Origin of the sequence: Providencia sp. PROV236, from assembly GCF_033676985.1 — a bacterium.
Classification (GTDB): domain Bacteria; phylum Pseudomonadota; class Gammaproteobacteria; order Enterobacterales; family Enterobacteriaceae; genus Providencia; species Providencia manganoxydans.
Genome location: NZ_CP096297.1, coordinates 329,072 through 353,145, shown reverse-complemented (window position 1 = coordinate 353,145; position 24,074 = coordinate 329,072). Strand labels below are relative to the sequence as shown.

Annotated in this window: 19 protein-coding genes; 6 read left to right on the top strand and 13 right to left on the bottom strand. The window is 37.8% G+C overall.

What is annotated here, in order from left to right; genetic code table 11:
• The first annotated feature begins 185 nt into the window (after positions 1–185).
• Positions 186–3,635, top strand: a complete 3,450-nt coding sequence (locus M1E96_RS01485) for a coiled-coil domain-containing protein (protein ID WP_369427340.1) — start codon at positions 186–188, stop codon at positions 3,633–3,635.
• A 76-nt stretch (positions 3,636–3,711) separates the two neighbouring features.
• Here the strand turns inward: M1E96_RS01485 and M1E96_RS01480 are convergent, their stop codons facing one another.
• The 5 genes from M1E96_RS01480 to ppiA all read right to left on the bottom strand — a co-directional run bounded on the left by M1E96_RS01480 (position 3,712) and on the right by ppiA (position 8,978).
• The gene (locus M1E96_RS01480) at positions 3,712–4,902 is read right to left on the bottom strand and encodes an MFS transporter (RefSeq protein WP_272580467.1); all 1,191 of its coding nucleotides are present in this window, start codon (positions 4,900–4,902) and stop codon (positions 3,712–3,714) included.
• The gene (locus M1E96_RS01475) at positions 4,899–5,696 is read right to left on the bottom strand and encodes a hypothetical protein (protein ID WP_337979745.1); all 798 of its coding nucleotides are present in this window, start codon (positions 5,694–5,696) and stop codon (positions 4,899–4,901) included. Before M1E96_RS01475 ends, M1E96_RS01480 begins: the two co-directional genes overlap by 4 nt.
• A 175-nt stretch (positions 5,697–5,871) precedes the next feature.
• On the bottom strand, positions 5,872–7,089 hold the full coding sequence (locus tag M1E96_RS01470) for an aspartate aminotransferase family protein (protein WP_272580469.1): 1,218 nt from the start codon (positions 7,087–7,089) through the stop codon (positions 5,872–5,874).
• Between the two features lie 388 nt (positions 7,090–7,477).
• Complete coding sequence (locus M1E96_RS01465; RefSeq protein ID WP_272580470.1) at positions 7,478–8,053, bottom strand: aminodeoxychorismate synthase component II; 576 nt, start codon at positions 8,051–8,053, stop codon at positions 7,478–7,480.
• Between the two features lie 352 nt (positions 8,054–8,405).
• Positions 8,406–8,978, bottom strand: coding sequence for a peptidylprolyl isomerase A (gene ppiA / locus M1E96_RS01460; RefSeq protein WP_140179621.1), 573 nt, complete (start codon positions 8,976–8,978; stop codon positions 8,406–8,408).
• A 594-nt stretch (positions 8,979–9,572) separates the two neighbouring features.
• Here ppiA and yihA point away from each other — a divergent pair.
• Entirely contained in the window at positions 9,573–10,184 is a 612-nt protein-coding gene (gene yihA / locus M1E96_RS01455; RefSeq protein WP_140179623.1) for a ribosome biogenesis GTP-binding protein YihA/YsxC, read from the top strand.
• Positions 10,185–10,736: 552 nt separating this feature from the next.
• On the opposite strand, the gene M1E96_RS01450 is transcribed toward yihA, so the two are convergent.
• Positions 10,737–11,519: an SDR family oxidoreductase gene (locus tag M1E96_RS01450; RefSeq protein WP_272580471.1), complete on the bottom strand. Its 783-nt coding sequence runs from the start codon at positions 11,517–11,519 to the stop codon at positions 10,737–10,739.
• A gap of 306 nt (positions 11,520–11,825) precedes the next feature.
• Between M1E96_RS01450 and tolC the strand changes: the two genes are divergently transcribed.
• Positions 11,826–13,166 (top strand): outer membrane channel protein TolC, encoded by a 1,341-nt coding sequence (gene tolC, locus M1E96_RS01445; protein ID WP_337979744.1) that lies wholly within the window; start codon positions 11,826–11,828, stop codon positions 13,164–13,166.
• 184 nt (positions 13,167–13,350) lie between these two features.
• Here tolC and polA read toward each other — a convergent pair whose 3' ends face one another.
• The 4 genes from polA to M1E96_RS01425 all read right to left on the bottom strand — a co-directional run bounded on the left by polA (position 13,351) and on the right by M1E96_RS01425 (position 18,437).
• Positions 13,351–16,143 (bottom strand): DNA polymerase I, encoded by a 2,793-nt coding sequence (gene polA / locus M1E96_RS01440; protein WP_272580473.1) that lies wholly within the window; start codon positions 16,141–16,143, stop codon positions 13,351–13,353.
• 366 nt (positions 16,144–16,509) lie between these two features.
• Positions 16,510–17,133: a thiol:disulfide interchange protein DsbA gene (dsbA, locus tag M1E96_RS01435; RefSeq protein WP_272580474.1), complete on the bottom strand. Its 624-nt coding sequence runs from the start codon at positions 17,131–17,133 to the stop codon at positions 16,510–16,512.
• Between the two features lie 32 nt (positions 17,134–17,165).
• A complete protein-coding gene (locus M1E96_RS01430; protein ID WP_318707883.1) occupies positions 17,166–18,161 on the bottom strand; it encodes a serine/threonine protein kinase in 996 nt (331 codons plus the stop codon).
• A 6-nt stretch (positions 18,162–18,167) separates the two neighbouring features.
• Entirely contained in the window at positions 18,168–18,437 is a 270-nt protein-coding gene (locus tag M1E96_RS01425; protein ID WP_070929397.1) for a YihD family protein, read from the bottom strand.
• Positions 18,438–18,769: 332 nt separating this feature from the next.
• Here M1E96_RS01425 and mobA point away from each other — a divergent pair, with 332 nt between their 5' ends.
• The 3 genes from mobA to M1E96_RS01410 all read left to right on the top strand — a co-directional run bounded on the left by mobA (position 18,770) and on the right by M1E96_RS01410 (position 20,452).
• Positions 18,770–19,357 (top strand): molybdenum cofactor guanylyltransferase MobA, encoded by a 588-nt coding sequence (gene mobA / locus M1E96_RS01420; RefSeq protein ID WP_319067852.1) that lies wholly within the window; start codon positions 18,770–18,772, stop codon positions 19,355–19,357.
• A gap of 2 nt (positions 19,358–19,359) precedes the next feature.
• Positions 19,360–19,881, top strand: a complete 522-nt coding sequence (gene mobB, locus M1E96_RS01415; protein ID WP_140179791.1) for a molybdopterin-guanine dinucleotide biosynthesis protein MobB — start codon at positions 19,360–19,362, stop codon at positions 19,879–19,881.
• Positions 19,882–19,957: 76 nt separating this feature from the next.
• Positions 19,958–20,452 (top strand): DUF2569 domain-containing protein, encoded by a 495-nt coding sequence (locus tag M1E96_RS01410; RefSeq protein WP_272580477.1) that lies wholly within the window; start codon positions 19,958–19,960, stop codon positions 20,450–20,452.
• Between the two features lie 2 nt (positions 20,453–20,454).
• Here M1E96_RS01410 and M1E96_RS01405 read toward each other — a convergent pair whose 3' ends face one another.
• The 3 genes from M1E96_RS01405 to M1E96_RS01395 form a co-directional block, all read right to left on the bottom strand.
• Positions 20,455–21,447: a hypothetical protein gene (locus tag M1E96_RS01405; protein ID WP_319067854.1), complete on the bottom strand. Its 993-nt coding sequence runs from the start codon at positions 21,445–21,447 to the stop codon at positions 20,455–20,457.
• A gap of 67 nt (positions 21,448–21,514) precedes the next feature.
• A complete protein-coding gene (gene gorA, locus M1E96_RS01400) occupies positions 21,515–22,867 on the bottom strand; it encodes a glutathione-disulfide reductase (protein WP_070929402.1) in 1,353 nt (450 codons plus the stop codon).
• Positions 22,868–23,110: 243 nt separating this feature from the next.
• Positions 23,111–23,953 carry a 23S rRNA (adenine(2030)-N(6))-methyltransferase RlmJ gene (locus M1E96_RS01395; protein ID WP_140186267.1) on the bottom strand — a complete coding sequence of 281 codons (843 nt, stop codon included), beginning with the start codon at positions 23,951–23,953 and terminating at the stop codon, positions 23,111–23,113.
• Positions 23,954–24,074 lie beyond the last annotated feature (121 nt).

The following is a 24,074-nucleotide window of genomic DNA, read 5'->3' as shown; positions in this document are numbered from 1 at the left end:
CCCTCTATCCTTGTGATGCAGGGTTATTTTTTGCCTCTAATTGTATCAATATCCTATCACTTTCTGTTGCAATCATTTTGCGATACTCGTTATCGTCTAGCCGCGTTTCTTTATATTTAAATAATTATCAGTCACATAATATTAAAAACAATCACTTAATTTATTGTTTAAGGAATTTTTAATTTATGGTCGAGCTCACGATAACAATTAATAAACCATCTTTCATCAATCAAAGAACACTTAATGATACTCTGAATGAAATGAACTTTGTTGAAATAGGGAAAATGGTAAATAACATTGTTTATAATATAAAAAACGTTGCCAATATCAATTTAACGATAAATATAAACTATAAAACAAAGAGTGCTAATGCTAAAAAATTAAGTTCGACTTCATCGACAACCAATACATTAATTAATAACGATAATAATTGTTCAGGCAAAATAGATAAAGTAACACAAATAGAACTTGCTTCTCCTATGACAAAAAATATCGCAACCCAAACAGAACAACGGATCGAGATACAGCATAACCCAGATGAGGTTGACGCAAATGATTTATTATCAAAACAAACTAAGCATACCTTACCCACTAAACATGATGAAAATCAAGGAAGTAAGAGTACTCTAAACGAAACGCCTAACACGAAAAAAAAAGCTAACCCCGTACAAGTTGGAAGAGTTCCGCCAGAAGCGACCTTAGGATCTGATACTTTATCTCAATCAGCGCCTTTGATGTTGCACACTCCTCCCGCTCTTCAGGAGGTTGAACAAAAGACTCACATAGCGCCTTTTTCTTCAAACAAAGAAAACAACACTGACCGAGCAAAACAGTCCATCGAGAAAAAACCGAGTCTAATTTCAAATAAAGCAAATAAAATGACTCTACCCATACTCGCTAATACTCAACAACGTGAAAAACAGAGTAATGACTTTATTTTAAATGATGATAGCTCACGAGCTGAACCTACAGCATCTTATAATGACAATCCAACATTGAGTCATGTAAAAGAAATAATTCAAAAGATTGAGCAAAACACCTCTTCCCAGCCCAAAGTGACTTCACAAATTAACAAAGGCCCCCCTGCTCAACAACAAATCGCCTCTCAAACAACCGAATCAACTCCAGCAATCACTAACGGAAGAACACTGACGTATGCAGAAGAAATTCAAACGTCCCTCTCTTCCTATTCCCCAAGCAGAACGGCAAGCCAGAGTGGAAAATTATCTGTGGTAGAGAAAACACCAGATAGTTTACTCGCGCTTGTTCCAAAAAATGCTAGCCGACCCAGTACACTCGATGGAAACACACTACCATCGTTGGCGCTAAGTGAAGCACTTCGAAAACTATTATCGGATAACACTTTCAAGAGTCAGATGAAAAATTCGGCCTTAAATAAATCTCCCAACAAAGACTCAGTAGAGAATATACAGGTAGCTAAAGAAGCCAAATTGCTCTCTTCAATGTTTAATAATATTGAAGATTATTTTGCCAATGAACATAATAAGAAAACACGATATCGTTATACTATAAGCATAGATAATTTTGAAGTTATCATCACAATATCGCCTAAAGACTACTTAAATATCCCTATTGAAGGCCAAAATATAACAAATTTATTAGCTAACTATATTACTGGACTAAACAGTCATAATATCTTTTTAAACGTATTACAGCGAAATTTTGATAATAACGCATTCAGTGACACGGATGGCCAAGATGATGATCTTGATTCAGTCAATAGTTTTTATATTGATGAAGAATTCTCAGATATGGAAGATATCCAAAGCTATTATGATGATTCCTTTGATGAAATAAGCTGGGATATCTTTACTGAAAAACAAAATCAAACACCCCTGAACGCTTTCACTAAGCAGACACAAACCGACAAACAAACACTTGATAATGCTTTGGAGCAGAAGGAAGCAGAGCTATCTACTCAAAAGCAGATCCAAAGAGATACTGAAAAACAACTGCAACAGACCAATGAAAACCTTAAAATGGCTCAAACGCTCCTTAACCAAAAACAATTGGAATTGGACGCTTTCACCAAACAAGTACAAACCCACAAACAAGCTTTTGATAACGCACAAGCCGCGCTGGAGCAGATGAAAATCCAGCTGCAAGCGAGCCAAGAAGCCCTTAAACTGGCCCAGCAACAGACCGAAAGCCAGAAAAAAGCGGCTCAAGTCCTCTTTGAACAAAAGCAAGCGGTACTGGCCACTTTCACCAAGCAGACACAAACCGAGTATTCCAAAGTTACCGAGGCGCAGCAATCCGCTGAAATACAGACAGAATCAAATAAAATAGGTAACCATTCTGGTTTTATCGATCCGTCTTTTTATGAAAAAAAATTTGAAAGAGATATAGAGAGTGATGATGCATTTTCTTCTGATGAAGAAAATGATTATGATTATAAGGATACTTCTGTTATATCAAATCTGGGTAAAGTTCAAAACCCAATTTCAATGAATAAAAACAACCTTTCCCAAAATCAAAATGATACACGTTTATCAATAGCACCTGTACAGCCAGAGAATTATATTGACATATCTGAAGAGATTAATAAATTGACGATATCAAAATCATATTGTCCATATGCAACTAAATATAATAATGATAATGACGACTATGATAATGGTTCACCTCAACTTGAAAAAAAAAACAGATTTCCTACCACCAACACAAATAGAAACGATTTCCCTGAGAAGAAAAAATCTGTTGTTCAAGAAAAAAGCTTATATCCATCTATGACAAAAACAAACCAATTGATAGAGAAAGCTAAATTATTGAGCAAAGACATTCCAAATAAAACAAACTATCAATTTAATAATATTAAAAAAAATCTATCAGAAATGATAGAACAATTATCAGAGGTAGAAGAATCAAAAATAATATCAGCACTTGACCTTGCTATAATAAATAAAACACGCTATTCGCCTAGTATTCTTCTTACTCATTCATTAGCTACAAATAAAAAAACAGATAACTCAATAACACAAGATCGTGCTGTACAAACTGAGCCATGTACAGTGGCACAACAAAAAAATCCAGCTAAAATGACTCAAGGAATACAGACGGATATTTCTTCAATGACGGAGACAAAAAAAGCGTCTACCATTGTATTAACACTTCCAAATACGATACATTCCTCATTAGAAGAAAATAATAAAACCATTCCCCTTGCTCAAACGAAAATATCTACACAAAAAGCTACAGCTAATGCAACAAAATCAGTAAAAAAGACAAGCCCTACTCAGAATAAAGAAAAACTTATCTGTACGAAATATAGTCCTAGTCTACTGACTCAAGGTTTACCAAGTTATATGACAGAAGGGGAATACAGCGCATTAAATGAAATCAAAAAATCAAATTTCCCATCAAATCTTAATGAAAAAGAGTCTATATTATTGAATAAAATCGCGGCAGCTCCCCGTTATTCATTACCAACGATAAATAAAGAGCAGTATAAAATATTAAAGGAAATTTTAAATTTACCTTTTTATAAAAATATAACAGCGACTAATCTTCAGCAACCTACTCTTATATCCCCAGTATCAGGAAAAAGTGGCTCAAGTAAGAAAAGAAGAGACGATGAAAATAAAGAAGAAAAAGACAAGCATGAAAATGAATAGTATGACAAGATATATAAATAATTAAAATTAAGATAAATCGCCCCTATTTTACACTGGGGCGGATTTATAATTCAAATTACGATGCTAATTGATAACTTTTAGATAAAGAGCTTGATAGCAAGAACGTCAAACCACATAAAGCAATAAAGCCCCCTACATAGCCGACATTGATACCAACCAAATAGCTAATCACCAACGGCGTTATCCCACCGATAAAGGTTGTTGCTAAATTATAACCAACAGCAAGAACTACCGTCTGCCCACCAGAAATTGAGAACAGTATTGCAGATAAATTACATAATATCATTGCCCCATTGATAATTATAATTAATTGAGCAATAGACACCAAAATCATTATTCCACTGCTCATTGCAAAATACAATGGAATAGAAAGCAACACCATACCAAATACACCCAGTCTAAATATTTTTTGTGGTGAACTGTATTTATCGGTTAACCATCCACAAATTAGCATAAAGACCAATAAAAGACTTGATAATACAATTGAATATAGACTTTTCAGTTCGCCGAGTTGTAAATGTTCGCTTAGTATAGAGGATGAGATATTTTGCGAATAAAACGTAACAGTCCCAGGTACAGTTAATAAAAATATCTGTAATATTTTAAACCCACTCATTTTATTGTTGCATTTTTCTACCAGTGGTTGATCTGGTAATTTTAAGCGAAACCAAAAGCTAATGGCAATATTCACCAAACCTAATAGTAAGGGTATACGCCAACCAATTGACTGCATCATTTCTACGGTTAATTGATTTTCTAAAACTAACACAACTGCTAATGAAATAATGACACCAATTATTGAGCTACCAACAATTAATGAAGAAACTTTAGAGCATTCTTTTTCAGAAATATTATTAAGTAAGTAGTTGATTAATGAGGGATATTCGCCACCGAAGCTAAAAGATAATATTAATTGCAACATTAAAATCGCGATAGGCGTATATGAACCTAATAATTGAATCGGCAATATTGCCATACATAAGGTTGCAGTCCCAGTAAGTAAACTGGTAAAGACTAAAGCGGGCTTTTTACCCACTCGATCGGCATAGCGACCAATTACATAACCACCAATAGGTCTAGCCAGAAAACGTAATGCAAATATTCCCCATACCATTTCAGTCGCTGAAGAGTAACCTAATCGTTCTAATTCCGCACTTAAATATACAGATATTGCAGCAAATACGGCAATATCATAATATTCTAAAGTATTCCCTGCTACCGCTCCTAATCTGAATTTCCATTTCATTTTTTATTTCCTTGTTGAATATTTTTCAGAGTAATTAATGTATCTAAACAAGCTAATGTAATACCACGTTCTTTAAATGCTTTAAATAAACCACTCGGTGAGGCATGAGGACAACCCAGCTTCTCTTTGATATTCATGATGCGTTTATGCTCTGAGTTTTCAGAGCACCCTTGAATAGCACTAATTTCCTTAATTCGGCATTGAGAAAGCAACATACAGATAGTTATCATTTCTTTTCGAGTAAAACGCACATCTCCAAATTTCATAAAGCCGTGAATATCAATAGGCTGTTGCTTTGTTTCTTCGCCTTCAATCCCAATAATAGGTAATGAAATACTTTCTCGCATTGGTAAAACCATCTGTTGGTAATTTTTCCATAACCTATCTGCATAATCCGAGATGATATGGCGGTGCTTATGAATTTTAATTATATCAGCTACAGATAATTCTTTATTTGAATTAATTGATGCCACTTCAAATACATCTTTATGATTAAAACAAAAATCTAATTTAAATTTATTTTTCTGCGTTTTAGACAATGTAGACATATGAGCATTTGAATAATCATTCCAACATTGAATGCCAGCCCCAAGTCTTTCACTAATACTTAGATCTAAATCCGCATCCCAATACATTAAAAGCCACTCATAATTACTTGATAATGTGCTTACTTCCTTAGTATTTAAATCAATTTTTGAAAAGGAAAAACCAATATCATTCCAATCAAAACAATTCGCAAAGTCATCTTTAAAGCTAAAACATCCTTTTTCCAGAGAAATACTTTCAATATCCATTATTACCATCCCATACTTTATTAGTGAAATGCAGAAACATACATTTAACATATAAAAAATAGGATGAGAATGCCATTCTCACCTAAAAAGAACATATTTAACTGATGATTTATAAATAAATAAAAATAAAATAAATAGCTCTCAAAAAAAATAATTTAATTGAGAGCCCAAGAACTTAGTTGTTAATTAAACTATCAATCGCTTTATTTAATTTCACCATACCTTGATTAATCTCTTCTTCTGAGATAATTAATGATGGTGTAAAACGTAATACATTCGGCCCTGCATTTAACATCATTAATCCTTCAACAGCACAAGCCTGTAGAATATCTTTAGAACGTTCTTTTAATTTACCCTTTAATTCAGCACCAATGAGTAATCCCATCCCTCTGATTTCAGAGAATATGTCATATTGCTGGTTGAGTTTATTTAAATGAGATACAAATAATTCACGGCGCTTAGCAACACCATCAAGGACTTCTTTGGTATTAATAATATCAAATGCCGCATTACCGACCGCACAAGCCAGTGGATTACCGCCATAGGTAGTACCGTGAGTACCCGGCCCCATTGCCTTAGCGATTTCATTAGTCGTTAACATCGCACTAATTGGGAATCCTCCACCAAGTGCTTTTGCAGTGGTCAAAATATCTGGAGTCACACCATAATGCATATAAGAGAACAAATGCCCTGTACGCCCCATACCGCTTTGTATTTCATCAAACACTAACAATGCTTGATTATCGTCACATAGCTTACGCACACCCTGCATAAACTCTTGCGTTGCAGCAGTTACACCACCTTCACCTTGAACAGGCTCCAGAACGACAGCACAGGTATTTTCATCGATAACCGCTTTCACAGCCTCAAGATCATTAAACGGCACATGAATAATATCAGCGGGTTTTGGGCCAAAACCATCCGCATACTTCGCTTGTCCACCAACAGATACGGTAAAGAGAGTGCGCCCATGAAACGCTTGTTTAAATGCGATGATCTTCGTTTTATACGGATTATATTTAGTGATAGCGTAATGACGCGCTAATTTAAAAGCAGCCTCATTCGCTTCCGCCCCTGAGTTAGCAAAAAAAACACGCTCCGCAAATGTAGCATCAATCAGTTTTTGTGCTAAAACCAAGGTAGGCTCATTAGTAAAAATATTACTAAGATGCCATAACTTTTCGCTTTGTTCGCGAACCGCAGCAACTAAAGCAGGATGGCAATGACCTAGTGCAAGTACCGCAATACCACCAGCAAAATCAATGTATTCTTTACCTTGCTGATCCCATACTCGGCTACCTTCTCCGCGTACAGGAATAAACTCAGCGGGAGAATAAATAGGTAAAATGACCTGATCATAAGTCTGCCGATTCACTGCTTGTTGTTGTTTCATACCCCTCACCTACTTTTATTTAGTGCAAAGTGAAAATATAAGCATTAAATATGAATAAAAAATCACAAAAGCGCAATAGCTAAGCAGGTGATAGTGTAAATTTTATTTTTTACTGAGGTAAGTAATAGTCAGAGTCCGTGGATCTTTGCTGCTATTTTTTACAGCTAGACAGAATTAAAAAACAGTCTATTTGGCTGATTTATAATTCTTAATAGACGGGTTCATTGAGGTTTAAGTTAAAATGATGCTTGAATGCCGTCCTGATGATCCGTTCATTATTTGATGCTCTATTGAGAGGCTCTTACCTAGTTCACTAGGCAGCCAACCTCTCACCTTAGCAAAAATATCTTGAATTCGAATAAAAATTCATCTTTAAAGATCAATAATCCTAATACTTTAAAAAGTTATTCAATAATTCATGCCCTTGTTCACTCAGAATGCTTTCTGGGTGAAATTGAACACCTTCAATAGGCAAAGTTTTATGGCGAATTCCCATGATCTCATCAACATCACCGTTATTCAGAGACCATGCCGATACATCAAAGGATGCAGGTAATGTATCCGCCGCAATAACAAGAGAATGATAACGGGTTACCGTCAATGGACGGTTAAGCCCTTTAAACACCCCTTGATGATTATGATGAATAGCCGATGTTTTGCCGTGCATCACTTCTCTAGCTTTCACAACAGTAGCACCAAAGGCTTGCCCAATAGCTTGGTGACCGAGACAAATACCTAAAATAGGGATTTTACCTGCAAAATATTTAATAGCTTCGAGAGAAATTCCCGCCTCATCAGGCGTACAAGGGCCTGGTGAGATCACTAGGTGTGTAGGCGAAAGCAATTCTATCTCTTCGATAGAAATTTCATCATTCCGTTTAACCACGACTTCTGCGCCTAACTCGCAAAAGTACTGATACAGGTTATAAGTAAATGAATCGTAATTATCAATAAGTAAAAGCATAGTAGCCTATCCGACTGATTTTTATCATTATCTATTATATACCCATGCACAACTTTTCACTTTTAGCAATCAGAGTTCTAGCTAAAAAAACAGCAAAAAGTAATAAGGGGCGGGTATCATAACACAGCCGAAGCAGGAAAATAGCCTATTTAAGTCAAGTAATCTGATTTATCTAAACTATTTTCCATATAAAAATCAGGGGATTGTATTTACATACTTATAACAAGCCACTCTTAATTATGAAAATTTATTTTTTTACTAAATGGATTAATAGCTTCTACAACTCTCACGGGAGGATGGGAGAAAGGGAGCTGAGTGGGCAAATGCATGCGATCTACCCACTCATGATAAATTATGGCTTTTTAATTACTTCAGCAGAAATAATCGAAATAGGTTCAACAGGTACGTTTTGGTATGGACCAACATTTTCTGTTTTGACTTTAGATATTTTATCAACAACATCCATGCCTTTCACTACCTTACCAAAAACTGCGTAACCGAAATCACGCTGACCGTGATCTAAGAACGCATTATCGGCAACGTTAATAAAAAACTGGCTGGTTGCACTGTCTTTATTCGCGGTACGTGCCATAGAAATCGTTCCACGCAAATTACGTAAGCCGTTATCCGCTTCATTCTTAATTGGAGCACGAGTCTGTTTTTGCTGAAGATCTTTGTTAAAACCGCCACCTTGGATCATGAAACCAGGGATAACACGGTGGAAGGTAGTTCCGTTGTAATAACCTTCGTTTACATATTGAAGAAAGTTTTCAGTGGTTACTGGTGCTTTTTTATCATTCAATTCGAGTTCAATATTGCCCATCGACGTGACTAACTTCACGTAAGTTTCACCCGCAGCGAGAGCAAGAGAAGATGCACTGATAGCACAGACTGCTAGTAGAGGCACAAAAATTCGTTTTAACATTCAAGATCCCTTTCGCTATAGCTAATGACTTATTTATACTGTAATGACTTCGCACCTTTTAGATGCGAAGCTTCCCACTTCCTTGACTGCTGCTGAGCTTCCTCAGTCTGATGCAAGCCTTAATGGGCAGTAACGACGTATCCGCCGCATTGCTTGTACTATAAAACACGAAACCTTTGGCTTCAATGCTCTATCTTTCAGCGCACATTAAATACTGGTTCACGGTGAATATAATTAAATAACTCGCAATGCGGCTTAGTAAACCTATGAAAATAATTATTCATCTATAACTCGCCAACAATTTCACTATTTATTGTAGGTTATTGCACGCTGAATCTAATCCACCAATTCTAGAGCGAAGATTATTATATTGTTGAATATTTACCTTTATTTACGCCAAATCGCCCTCTCCTCATCAAATATAGTCTAATTTATATAAATACTGATTAAATTGTATTTTTCATCATGTGAAATGAGCTCACTCACTCAGGTTGAAAGAGCATATAAGCATCAACTGCCATTTTAGCTTTGTTTGTCTGTCTCCTATAGCTATAATCCCTGAGCCTCAAAAGGTAAACTCAGGGAGAACAACCAATGGCAATTAAAAATCATAATTATCACATGGCAAAATTTGTCATCAGTGCACCCGATATCCGTCATCTACCTAAAGATACGGGTATAGAAGTTGCCTTTGCAGGCCGCTCCAATGCAGGAAAATCCAGTGCACTAAATGCACTAACCCAACAAAAAAGTTTAGCACGTACCAGTAAAACGCCAGGGCGAACACAACTTATCAACCTATTTGAGGTTGAAGAAGGGATTCGTTTAGTCGATTTGCCGGGTTACGGCTATGCCGAAGTTCCTGAAGAAATGAAGCGCAAATGGCAAAAAGCGCTTGGTGAGTACCTACAAAAAAGAGAATGTATCAAAGGGCTGGTTGTACTGATGGATATACGTCATCCATTGAAAGATCTGGATATGCAAATGATCGAATGGTCGATTGCGATGGAAGTCCCTGTTTTGGTATTGCTCACTAAAGCAGATAAACTCGCTTCTGGCGCCAGAAAAAAACAGCTAATGGAAGTTCGCCAAACACTTGAACCATTAGGTGGTGATGTTGAGGTTGAATATTTTTCTGCGCTGAAAAAGATTGGGATCGATAAACTGCGTATCAAACTCGATAGCTGGTATAGCACACAAGCCTAATTTCCATTTATTTCCTTGTGCGTCATGCTGTTGGCGCATAACGGCAGATTTATATCAATACGTCGAATTTCAGATAAAAAAATGCTCCAGTCAAAAATATTGACTAGAGCAGCTAATATTCAGCTAAATCCGATTACGTGAAGTAAAAGGTCTGAAAGATAGAACATCTTACCTCTGTACCCTACGCCGTATACTTTACTTGATTCTTTGCACAAAAAAAAGCTTTTATGTAATTTTTTTTCAATGCTTACTACGATTCAGCGAATAAAACATCGTTTCAAAAGCCAAAAACCGTATTTTTATTACATATTTATGAGAGCTAAGTCGCATTAATATGTAATGTAAATTTTTTTACTAACTAAGTATAACGACGCTAATAAGAGCAAAAAATAAACTATTCATTCATAATATGAATAAATAGTCATTGTAAAAGCTTGCATTACCAATCATGATAACTAGCAATCGTGACAGTTTTATAACAAAAGAATAAAGGCCATTCTTACATTGTGGCACTTGTAAGACACCTCGATTGGAAATGTAGGCTGTTGCTGATTAAATCGTTGTCTCGGGTAACAATGCCCCGCCATCTACAACAATGGTTTGTCCTGTAATATAACTCGCTACAGGCGATGCTAAAAACACCATCGCCGCGGCAATATCTTCCCCTTCACCTAAGCGCCCTAATGGCACATTCCGCGCAATACTCTGATTAAGCTGTTCATCACCTAAATTAGCCATGGCGGGTGTACGGATCATACCCGGTTCGACACCATTAACAGTGATCCCAAAAGGGGCTAATTCAAGTGCCGCAGCTTTAATGAAACCATTCACTCCTGCTTTGGAAGCCGCATAGTGAGCTAATCCTGGATAAGCCACTTTTGGCCCAGTGACTGAAGAGGTGATCAAAATACGTCCACCACCTTGCTTTTTCATTAACGGCTGAGCCGCTTGGGTTAAATAGAATGGTGCTATTAAATTAACACTCAGCGTTTTCTGTAATAATGGCTCATCAATTTGCATAAAATCAGTCAATGGAAAATAGGCCGCATTATGTACCACAATGTCTAATCGATGATATTCACGTTCTATTTTTGCCACTAATGCACTAATTCGCTGTTGTACAGAACAATCACAACTTTCTGCATCAACGTGATAACCCTGCTCAGTTAATGAGGTGGCGACTTGCTGTGCCTTTTGACGCTGTAAATCCACTACAATGACTAAACCACCTAATTTAGCAAAGGCTTCAACAATCGCTAAACCAATACCTTGAGCGCCACCAGTGACGAGTACTACCTGCCCTTGAAATGCAGTTGGAGAAAATAAGCGTTCCATGATTAATCCTTTGGCTCTGAGATAAGCCTGTCGCCACAAAAGATAAAACGCTATATTGAGGTAAAAAAATGTACTGTGACAATCGTTCTTAGGAACTAAATATAGATTACGTTCGATAGTACAATAAACTCATTTTCACCCTAACTTAATCAAGTGGGCTTATATAGCAAAACATATACATTAAATTAAATTTTTAAATTCGATTTTTTATATTTACATTTTAATAGCAGAGTTATAATTTAATTAAAATATCTTTCTTGATATCCCATTTAAAAATTTTCAGAAACTAATTAGGAATCAACACTAATGAATAAAATAATTAAATTATTTATTTTAATGAGTTCAATAATTATAGGTTATAATTGTAACGCAGAGGACTTATTGCAAATTTATAAAATAACGAAAGATAACAATCCTGTATTAAAAAAAATAGAAAGTGAGCGTTATCAAGCCTATAAAAAAATAGATGAGGCTCGTAGCCCATTACTTCCTCAGCTAAATGTCACTGCTAATTCAAGTTATAAAAATAGTGATGAAATAAATAACAAAAAAAACATTAAAAACTCCGAAGTATCTCTACATGTAATACAATCCATAATTGATATATCTAAATGGCAATCATTATCCATCCAAGAAAAGAATGCTGCTGTATCAAATATTAATTATCAAGTAAGTCAACAAGATCTTTTGTTAGAAACAGCTATTTCTTACTTTAATATATTGAAATCTATTGATGCTCTCACTTATCTAAAAGCCCATAAACTTGCTGTTTATAATCAGCTAGATCAAACGACACAACGCTTTAATGTAGGGCTAACCACCATCACTGATGTACAAAATGCGAGAGCTAACTATGACAGTATCATTGCTCAAGAAGTTCTAGGTTACAACGAATTGAAGAATTCAGTTGAGATATTAAGAAAAATCAGTGGGGTACAATATACTCAATTAGCGAAACTCAATATTAATAAGTTACAACCCACCAAACCCGATAACATCACATTTCTACTTGAAAATGCTCGAATTAAAAACCTTAGCTTATTAAAATCTCGACTTACACAAGAAATATCAAATGATAAAATATCTCTCGCTAAAAGTGGGCATTTGCCGGTAGTGACTTTAAATGCCTCTACAACTCTCAATAGTACTCAGTATGATAAAAATAGTTTCGAAAATCTGTATAAAACAAATAATCATTCTGGAAAAAACCAAACGGCTCTCTCATTAAATTTACCAATTTATCAAGGCAATGCGGTTAATTCTCAAGTCATACAAGCTCAATATGATTTTCAAGCTAAAACAGAGCAACTTGAAAGCGATATTCGAAAACTTATCCACCAAGTCAACTCATCATACAATGATATCTTATCATCAATCAGTCATATTAATGCCTATAAGCAACTTACCGTTTCGACTCAAAGCTCATTGGATGCTACAGAAGCAGGTTATCAAGTAGGCACACGTACCATTGTCGATGTGCTGTCCGCAACTTCCGCTCTTTATCAATCAAAACAAAAATTATCGAATGCTCAATACGATTACATTATCAACCAATTAAAAATGGAGTATTTACAAGGATCTTTAAATGAAAATAGCATTCAACGTATCAATAACATGCTAGAAGATGAAATATTTATTCCCAGTTAACAATATAAAAAGCTTATTTTTTTATGATTGGTAATCTTGATTTTATAACTAGTTTAAACTTCAATAATAATATCAAATCTTCATATATATTCTATATATTAATAGAATATATAGAAACTTAACCTAATATATTTAAATAAACCTGAGTCGAATAAATTATTATCCGACTCAGATCTGATTTTACTTAGTGAGCTTCATCCCAATTCTCACCAATACCGACATCAACTTTCAACGGAACATCAAGTTGCATACTTTGTTCCATCAGTTCACGCACTTTTGCGATCACCCCATCTAATTCACTTTCTTTCACTTCAAATACTAATTCATCATGAACTTGCATTAACATATCAGCATTAGGTTTCTCTGCTCGCAGCCAGCTATCAACGGCGATCATAGCCTTTTTGATAATATCCGCTGCGGTTCCTTGCATTGGTGCGTTGATCGCTTCACGCTCAGCAGCCTTCCGGCGCATTCCATTACTTGATTTAATATCAGTAAGATACAAACGACGTCCTTCTAATGTCTCTACATAGCCTTGTTCCGACGCTTGGTGGCGAGTGTTTTCCATATAACGCAACACACCTGGATAGCGCTCAAAATAGAGATCCATATAACGCTGCGCTTCACCACGAGGGATCCCTAACTGACGCGCCAAACCGAATGCGCTCATACCATAAATTAAGCCAAAGTTAATCGCTTTAGCGCTACGGCGCTGATCATTTGTTACTTGCTCAAGCGGAACGCCAAATACTTCTGCTGCGGTTGCACGGTGAATATCTTTGCCTTCCGCAAATGCGGTTAATAACCCTTTATCTTGCGATAGGTGAGCCATTATACGCAATTCAATTTGTGAATAGTCTGCCGCAACCACTTTGTAGCCTTTACGTGCAATAAATGCTTGGCGAATACGACGGCCTTCTTCTGTTCTCACTGGAATGTTTTGCAAGTTAGGATCACGAGATGATAATCGGCCCGTCGCAGTAACAGCTTGATGATAAGAAGTATGTACCCGCTGGGTTTTCGGGCTAATCATTAGTGGCAGCTTATCAGTGTAGGTTGATTTCAATTTTGCCAAGCTACGGTGCTCAAGTAGTAGTTTAGGCAGCGCATGATCCAACGCTAGCTCTTCCAACACCTCTTCATTGGTCGAGGCTGCTCCACTTGGCGTTTTTTTGATAATGGGTAATTGCAGCTTTTCAAAAAGAATAGTTTGTAATTGTTTTGGCGAAGCCAAGTTGAACTCTTCACCTGCTAATTCAAAGGCTTCTTTTTCGAGCTCAGCTAAACGGGCGGTAATTTGTTTCGATTGAGCCGCTAAAACATTCGCATCAATTAATACACCAGTGCGCTCCATTCTGACTAGAACGGGAACTAATGGCATTTCAATTTCACGGAACACTTTATTCAGTTTAGGCTCAGCTTCAAGCTGCGGGTACAACGCTTGGTGCAGTAGCAAGGTGACGTCGGCATCTTCCGCCGCGTAATTTGCCGCTTGCTCAAGTGCTATTTGATTGAAAGTGAGCTGCTTTTTACCTTTACCTGCGATCTCTTCGAATGATACCGTTTTATGGTTAAGATGGCGCTCAGCTAAGCTATCCATATCATGACGCCCCATGCCTGCAACGCTATTTAGCACGTAAGACTCTAGCATAGTGTCAAATTCGATACCTTTTAACTCAATACCATAGTTGAGCAGCACTTCAGCGTCATATTTTAAATTTTGGCCAACCTTCAATATTTTGTCATTTTCTAATATCGGTTTCATTGCAGCCAAAACATCGTCTAGTGGCAATTGTACTGGCGCATCAAGGTAATCATGACCCAAAGGTAAATAAGCCGCTCGTCCTGCTTCAATAGCAAATGACATACCGACTAAACGCGCTTCTTGTGTGTTTAAACTGTCGGTTTCGGTATCAAAGGCAAACAGTGGTGCGGAGGCGAGTTTTTTGACCCAGCGCTCTAAATCAGCCTGCTCTAAAATAGTTTGATAATTTTCAGCGTTGAGTATTGGTGCTGCAACAATTGCCTCTACTTTCTTTTCAAACTTAGTGGCTGTTGGTGCTGAACTCTTACCATTTTTAGCATCCATCCATGTGCCACTTTCAACATCAGCGAGCCAACGTTTGAATTCGTAGCGACTAAATAACTGATGGAGTTTATCGACATTAGGCTCAGATACCGCTAATTCCTCACAGGTTTTTTCGAGTTCAACATCTGTTTTGATGGTAGCAAGTTGGTATGAAAGGAAGGCCAGTTCACGATTTTCTTCCATTTTTGGCGCTAAGGTTTTAGATCCCCTAAAACCAAGCGGAGCAATATCATCTAAAGAATTATAGATTTTTTCTAAACTACCGATCCCTTGTAATAAGGCGAGAGCCGTTTTTTCACCGACTCCAGGTACGCCCGGAATGTTATCTGATGAATCGCCCATCAGTGCAAGAAAGTCGATGATCAGCTCAGGTGGTACACCATACTTATCTTCAACTTCTTGAGGACCAAGAATAGTATTGGTCATGGTATTGATAAGAGTGATATTCGGTTCCACCAGCTGTGCCATATCTTTATCACCCGTGCTGATCAAAACAGGGATCCCTTTTTGGCTCGCTTGTCTTGCCAACGTACCAATGACGTCATCAGCTTCAACACCTGAAACCACTAATAATGGTAGCCCCATCGCCTCAACCATTTCATGTAATGGTGCGATTTGTTCACGTAAATCATCAGGCATTGGTGGACGGTGTGATTTATAGCTTTCAAACAATTCATCACGAAATGTTTTTCCTTTAGCATCAAAGACGACAGCCACATGGCTTGGCTTATATTGCATAATCAAGCTACGCAACATATTGAGCACACCATACATGGCTCCTGTCGGTTCACCCGCACTGTTGGTTAGTGGTGGGAATGCATGATAAGCACGGTACAGGTAAGATGAACCATCTACCAATATAAGGGGATTTTCTGCTATCTGAGCCATAATCTGTCATCATCTTTTTTGTCAGGAATGAATGCTGATAGGATGCCACAATGTGCTTTCAGATACACGTTGAGTTTGCATCTACTCAAAATCGACCAAGACATTATTCACGTTATTTTGATGTTTTTTCTGATGGTTAATGGTTATTATAACCTGTGGATAACTCTGTGGGCAAAACTGCGTTCTGGCTTAGATTCAATAACTAAGAAAAGATCAAGTAGTTAAACAAGAAAATAAAATCAATGAGTTAGCTACATGAACATTGATCCTGCGCAAAAAAAGTATTTTTGCTCTATTGTGGATATTGATTACGGAGTGTGACAATTTTTGAAATGTGGCGGCAAACCGCACCGCCACAAGAGAAGGCTATTTTTTATTAACGAGATAGTTCACTACGTTAGAGAACTCTTTCGCATAGTCTGCTGCGTTTTCAACCGCAATACCATTATTGCGAACTTGGTATTTGCCATCAACAAACATTGCTGGAACCCCGCGCAGTTTAAGATCTTGAGCTGCATTTTGCTGTTTAGCAACCAGTGATTTTACAACAAAGCTATTCAGTGCTGCATCATACTCGTCACCACTTACACCCGCTTTAACGAAGGCATTACGGATATCCGCTGGCGTGTTGATAGATTGTGTTTTTTGAATACCTTCAAACAGAACTGGTGTGACTTTATCTTCAACTTTCAACACCATCGCGACTGCCCACGCTTGAGTTAGATTTGGACCTAATGGGCCTAAAAAGTCAACGTGATAGCGTTCCATTTTCACGCCTTCTGGTAGATTTTTTTCTACCGTTTGCGGCACTTTGTACACATTTTCAAACTGATAGCAATGTGGGCAATAGAAAGAGAAGAACTCTAACACTTGCGGTAAGTTTTGCACTGGTTGTTTAATATCAGTGTACTCTTTACCTTCCGTATAATTTGCGGCGGCAGCCCCAAATGACATGGCTATACCAATTAATGCCAACATAATTTTTTTCATATACTATATTCTCCAAAAAACTCATTGAGTTATTAAAATTGAGGGGCTAACTGCAAAGGTGGCTCTTGCAACCGTTCAAGTTGCTGAGCAAATTCGATAGACTGTCTTTGCCAAAAATCGTCCTCTCTGATCCATGAAAACGCCCTTGGAAAAGCAGGATCCTGCCAACGGCGAATAATCCACCCTAAGTAATGAACCATTCGCATCGCTCTTAGCGGTTCAATTAACTTAAGTTCTTTCACATCAAAGTCACAAAACTCATTATAAGCTTCAAGCAAAGTGTCCAGTTGAAGCACTTGCTCTTGGCGAGAACCATTCAATAGCATCCACAAATCTTGTACTGCTGGACCATTGCGTGCATCATCAAAATCCACTAACCATGCCTCATCACGCCATAAGATATTCCCCGGATGACAATCTCCCTGTAAACGCAGCGGTGATGTAATAACCGGCCAATCTTTTTTCACTTGAGCGATTAATTTATCCAGCGATTCGAGAAAGGTTTCTTTCCACTTTGGCGCAATCAACTCAGTTTGCGCCATGATTTGGCGAGGTTGATCAAGATATTCGGTTACCCCTAGTGTAGGGCGAAACATAAAAGTACTTTTTTTACCGATTTGATGGGTACGACCTAATAAGCGACCAACTTCTTCCAGTTGGAATAGATTATCCGCTTCATATTGACGACCACCAATACTCGGAAAAATAGCAAACATAAAACCGCCAAACTCTAATACGGTTTGTCCTGCAAATTCGAGCGGAGCGGCAACAGGTAATTCAGCATCTTGTAATTCAAGCGTAAAATCGTGTTCTTCTTGAATTTGTGAACGGTTCCAACGCTCAGGGCGATAAAATTTGACTACAAAGCGTTTACGGTTTTCATCTTGAAACTGATAAACCCGATTCTCATAGCTATTTAGCTCAGTTAATCCTGATTCAGGGTAAATACCCGCTTCCATCAGCGCATCAAGGATTAAATCAGGGGATATTTCGCTAAAATGAAAATGCGATTGTTCAACGTTATTCATTGCATGTTAGTCTTTTATAATACCGCGGGCGCGTAATAATGCCGTTTTGAAGTCTTCCTCATAATCTTTTTTCAAACCAGGGATCGCTTCATTACTCTCTGTACCACGCATTTTCAGATGATAAATCAGTACATCATCCGTTAACTCAGATAATGAGCCTTTAAACCCTGCTTCATCAGCTAGTTTTTGCAATAATTCAACAAGATTTAGATCTGAGTTGTCCTTCCATACAGGATGTATTAGCTCAATAACTTCATTTAAGCGATGGCATTTCATGTATATTCCTTCATCACAAATATTTAGGCCAAATTAATTGATATCATACAAGAGAAAAAGCGAATTGATGTCAAGCTACGTAAAGTTTAACCTTAATATGCATGATATGCATGAATATTCGTTGAATTTATATACTCGTGATACTCCAAGATGCAGGGCTTCCATTAAGGTACACTAACGACGCTTAGCGAGTTGAGTCATAGTGTTTGTCTATACTCCCCGCCTATCTTAGTTTATCGCCAGCCTATAACTCGCATTATTTAGCGTATAAATTTTAACGAATATGTGTTTTTGTGTATGTTGAAACATTTTATTGAAGATCTTCAGAGATATTGAACATGCGACAATCCATTACGGGGGTGATTTTGGCTGGCGGCTTAGGCCGACGTATGGGCGGGCAAGATAAAGGCCTAATCACTTTACTTGATAAACCACTTTACCAACATATTGCCGAGCGCCTTGAACCTCAAGTCGAGCAATTGATGATCAACGCTAATCGTAATCAAGCACGTTATCAACAAAGTGGGTTCCCAGTTATTTCAGATCTTACCGAAGATTTTTCTGGGCCGCTCGCTGGTATGCAAGCAGCATTGCACGCAGCCAAAACAGAATGGCTATTATTTGTTCCTTGTGATGTTCCTGCATTTCCATTAGATCTTGCGGTAACATTCTTTGAAAATAAAGGTGACAGCCTCGCTTGCTATGCGAATGATACTGAACGTGACCATCCTACATTTGCTTTAATTCATTGTTCTCTCGCACCAAAATTAGATGAATATCTCGCCCGAGGAGAGCGTAAGCTAATGTTCTTTATGCAGGAAATCGCCGCAAAATGCGTTGTTTTTCCATCACAATTAGGCGCATTTACTAACTTGAACACACCCGAAGAGAGTCTCAACTGGGAGCTGCAACAAAAATAATGATGAACCAGAAATCGCTACCCCTACTTGCTATCACTGCATACAGTGGTACAGGTAAAACAACCCTATTAAAAAAAGTGATCCCATTACTACGTCAACGCAATATTCGAGTTGGTTTAGTCAAACATACCCATCACGATATGGATGTTGATAAACCAGGTAAAGACAGCTATGAGTTGCGTAAAGCAGGTGCCGATCAAACGCTGGTGGCAAGCCAAAAACGTTGGGCGCTAATGACGGAAACACCTGATAACGATACAGAGTTAGATCTGCAATATCTTGCTAGCCGTTTTGATGCAAATTCACTAGATCTGATATTGGTTGAAGGGTTTAAACATGAAACGATCAGCAAAATCGCCTTGTTTAGAGCTGAAGTCGGAAAGCCTCTTGATGATCTGCTCGATCAACATGTCATTGCCGTTGCAAGCAATCAAATTATCGATACTGTGTTGCCCCAGTTGGATATTAATAATCCTGAGCAAATCGCTGATTATATTGAGTCTTGGTGGCAAAAAAGCCAGTAACTATATGTGGCTTATCGAGAAAAAATAGGCCACGCTTTATTAATGTCGTATTTGATTAAACATAGGAAATAGGTCGATGAATTGTAATGAATGCAATTTAGTTGAAGCAAATAAAGCATCAGGCCTATGTGACCGATGTGAACAAATTGAGATGACTAAAATTAATGATGTACTTTATCTACCTGCATTAGGTTTAATTATTAGTCTATTGGTTATTCCTTGGGAGCTTTATCATTTTACACAGGTAATATTCAGCTATTTAAAGCATGGTAGTTTTTTGAACAGCTATTTAATTGGAGCAATGGGGTGCTTACTCCTCAACTTTCTGATCACACTCTATGCTTCATGGCGTTTTTTCATGCGTAAAAAAGGCATACGTAAAGTGATGATTACCTATTATATCTTTTCACTGCTTGCTTCATTATACTTTACTGTTATTCCTACTATGTTATATGGCATACAGCTCAAATTCACCGATTTAGGCAATGTCATATCCGGTATTATTGGTGTCGTGATCTGGATCCCTTATTTCTTACTATCAAACCGGATCAATGTGGTGTTTACCAAATAACATTACCTCCACTCAAAACTCCTATTTTTAAATATAGGGATCAATTTAGAAGAATAAAAACCTTTTCGTTTGAAAGAGATAGTTATATTTCCTCTTGGATGAGCCGAGTCAACAAAACAGATATTATCATCAAACATAAAATCACCAAGAAAATAGGAAGCTAGCATTGTCACTACGACATCCTCATCAGTGAATTTTTTTTGGCTCTCTTTAAAAAAGACTGGAGAATAAATATCATGGTCATGAACCCAAAACCACTGCCCCTGAGGATCCCAAGCTAACATTTCATAGCCATCTCCAACAAAAAAATAAACCACTAAGCTACGTTGATAAAGCTTTCCGACCCTACTATCAGCAGATAGTGCGTCAATAAAGTCTTCGGGAAATGAGCGTTCTGCTAAAAAATCAAGTACATTGCCCATGTCTTTAACATCAACAAAATAACCCTCATTACTCATTTCAATATCATATTGATCAATCACTTTAATCACTTCAGGCAGGGTGACATTTAAACGTTTTTCAATCTCTTGATAAAATTCTTTTGTTGGTAGATTCGCTTTTAGGGCTAATGTATTACCTGTATTTTCTTCGAAATAATTATCATCATCCAGTAAATTGAAAAGCGCTTGTAACCGTTGTATCACCGTACGATTATCATCGTGTAATGCCGCTGTCTCCACGCCAATATCAACAATCTTACATTGATGGTCAAAATGGCGCTTTTTCCCTTCTGAATTAATTAAAGAGCCAGTTATTTTCAAAGTTTGCGCATTTTCAGGAATTGAAAACATAGCGATAGAAGCAGGAGTCGTATTAACGTGAGATGATTGATTAGTAGGATCCAGTGTTGCCATCAACTGTCCATCGATAAATATTTTTCCCTCAAGCTGAGTTTCTTTATCAAGATATGAGTAAAAAGAGGTCATTCCTTTTGCTGAGGCCATAAAAGAATTTCCAAATATAAGAAATAAACAAAGTAATAAATAAGATTTCATCAATCACTCAAGAAAAAGGCCGAATCCAATAGATTCAGCCTATTATATGACCTATTTACTGAGGTAGTTAACGCATCGTGACAAATTCTTCTGCCGCAGTTGGGTGAATCGCCACGGTATTGTCGAAATCTTTCTTCGTTGCACCCATTTTCAGCGCTACTGCGAAGCCTTGTAAGATTTCATCCATGCCAAAGCCAATACCATGAATACCGACAATTTTCTCATCAGCCCCCGCACACACTAATTTCATACGGCATGGCTGGCGATGAGAGGTCACAGCAGTGTACATCGCCGTAAATGATGACTTATAGCATTTGACCTGATCTGCGCCATATTTTTCAATCGCTTCAGGCTCAGTTAATCCAACAGTACCAATTGGTGGGTGGCTAAATACAACCGTTGGTATATTGCTGTAATCTAAATGTTCATCAGGCTTATTATTAAATAAGCGCTCAGATAAGCGGCGACCTGCGGCAACAGCAACTGGGGTTAATTCAACCGCTCCCGTGTTATCACCTACCGCATAAACACCTGCAACATTAGTATTTTGGTATTTATCAACCTTGATATAACCTTTATCATTCAGCTCTACACCAGTCGCTTCGATATTTAGGTTATCTGTCATTGGCTCACGACCAATTGCCCAGATCAACACATCGACCGTTTGCTCTTTGCCATTTTCTAGCTTCAGAGTCAGAGAACCATCTGCATTCTTAATCACTTCTTTTGGTACTGATTCAGTGTGCAGCGTTGGACCTTCAGTGTTCATTACTTCCACTAACGTCTCAACAATCAGAGGATCAAATGAGCGAAGCGGTGCATGTTTACGCACAAATAGATGCGCTTCACTACCAAGACCATTTAATACCCCTGCAAGCTCTACCGCGATATAGCCAGCACCAACCACAGCAACACGTTTTGGTAGCTCTTCTAATTCAAAGAAACCATCCGATGTCATACCATACTCTGCACCTGGAATAGCAGGGATCACAGGACGACCGCCCGTTGCAATTAAAATATGATCAGCGGTATAAATTTCACCATCGACTTCAACAGTGTGTGCATCAACAAAACGGGCAAAGCCGTGGATCACATCAACTTTGTTATTACCTAAAACACGATCATAAGATTGGTGGATACGATCAATGTAAGCTGTACGGCTCGCAATTAAAGTTTTCCAATCAAAACGGTTAATTGTCGCGTCAAAACCATAGTCAGGACCGTAAGCACGGATCGCTTCTGAAATTTGTGCAGCATGCCACATCACTTTCTTTGGTACACAACCGACGTTTACACAGGTTCCACCCAATGCTTTCGCTTCGATCAGGGCACATTTTTGTCCATACATCGCTGCTCGGTTCATCGAAGCAATGCCGCCACTACCACCACCAATTGCAATATAGTCGTAATGCTTGCTCATAACTTGGTTATCCCATTTTTACTCGTCATACTTCAAGATGCAGGGTTGTTGGCTGCGCTCCGCTGGCCGAGTCACATAGTTCATCTATGCTCCCCGTCTATCTTCGCTTGCCGCCTACCTGCATCTCGAACTATTTAGAGTATTGATTAATTAAAAAGCTAATACTTACCATTATGCTAATTATCCCTCTAAGCACAATAGTTTCAATGGATAGGAATTTCCTTTTAATGCAATAGGTTTTGCCTATTCAGGTACAACCCATTCAACTAACGTGTGCCCTGTTCCCTCTGGGACAAGTGTTTTATGTAACCAAGGCAGAACATTTTTCATTTGCTGTTCAAGTTTCCATGGCGGATTGATGACAATCATGCCAGATGCAGTCATACCACGTTGATCACTATCAGGGCGCACAGCTAACTCAATTTGCAGTATTTTGCGGATCCCTGTGGCTTCCAATTGGTTGAGCATTCGCTTGATTTGTTGACGTAATACCACTGGATACCAAATAGCATAAGTCCCTGTTGCAAAACGTTTATATCCTTCAACAATGCCTTTTACAACAGCTTCGTAATCCGATTTCAGTTCATAAGGTGGATCCATTAACATAAAACCACGACGACTCGGAGGTGGAAGTTTGGCTTTTAACTGTTGGTATCCATCGCCTTTAGAAACTTGTGCACGTGCATCACGAGAGAATTCCGCTCGTAATAACGGGTAATCGGTAGGGTGTAACTCAGTCAGGGCTAATTTATCCTGCTCACGCAATAAATACTTAGCCAGTAAAGGCGAGCCTGGGTAATAACGTAGTCGCCCACTATCATTCATTTGGCGAACAATATTCATATAAGGAACAAGTTCTTCAGGTAAGTCGGGCTGTTCCCAGATCCGCGCAATTCCTTGCAGATATTCGCCCGTTTTTTCTGCATGCTCACCCGTTAATTGATAGCGGCCAGCACCTGAATGGGTATCAACATATAGAAAAGGCTTTTCTTTCTCTTTGAGAGACTCGATGATGAGGCTTTGAACAGTATGTTTTAGCACATCTGCATGATTGCCTGCGTGAAAACTGTGGCGGTAACTTAGCATGATACTCTTATTTCCTGAGGAAATTCCATAGTCACCCGCATGGCAACTATCGAATAAATTCTTTAAAGATAGTCTGTGAATAAATAGACTGAATGAGCTGTTTTTATCTTGCGATAGTATA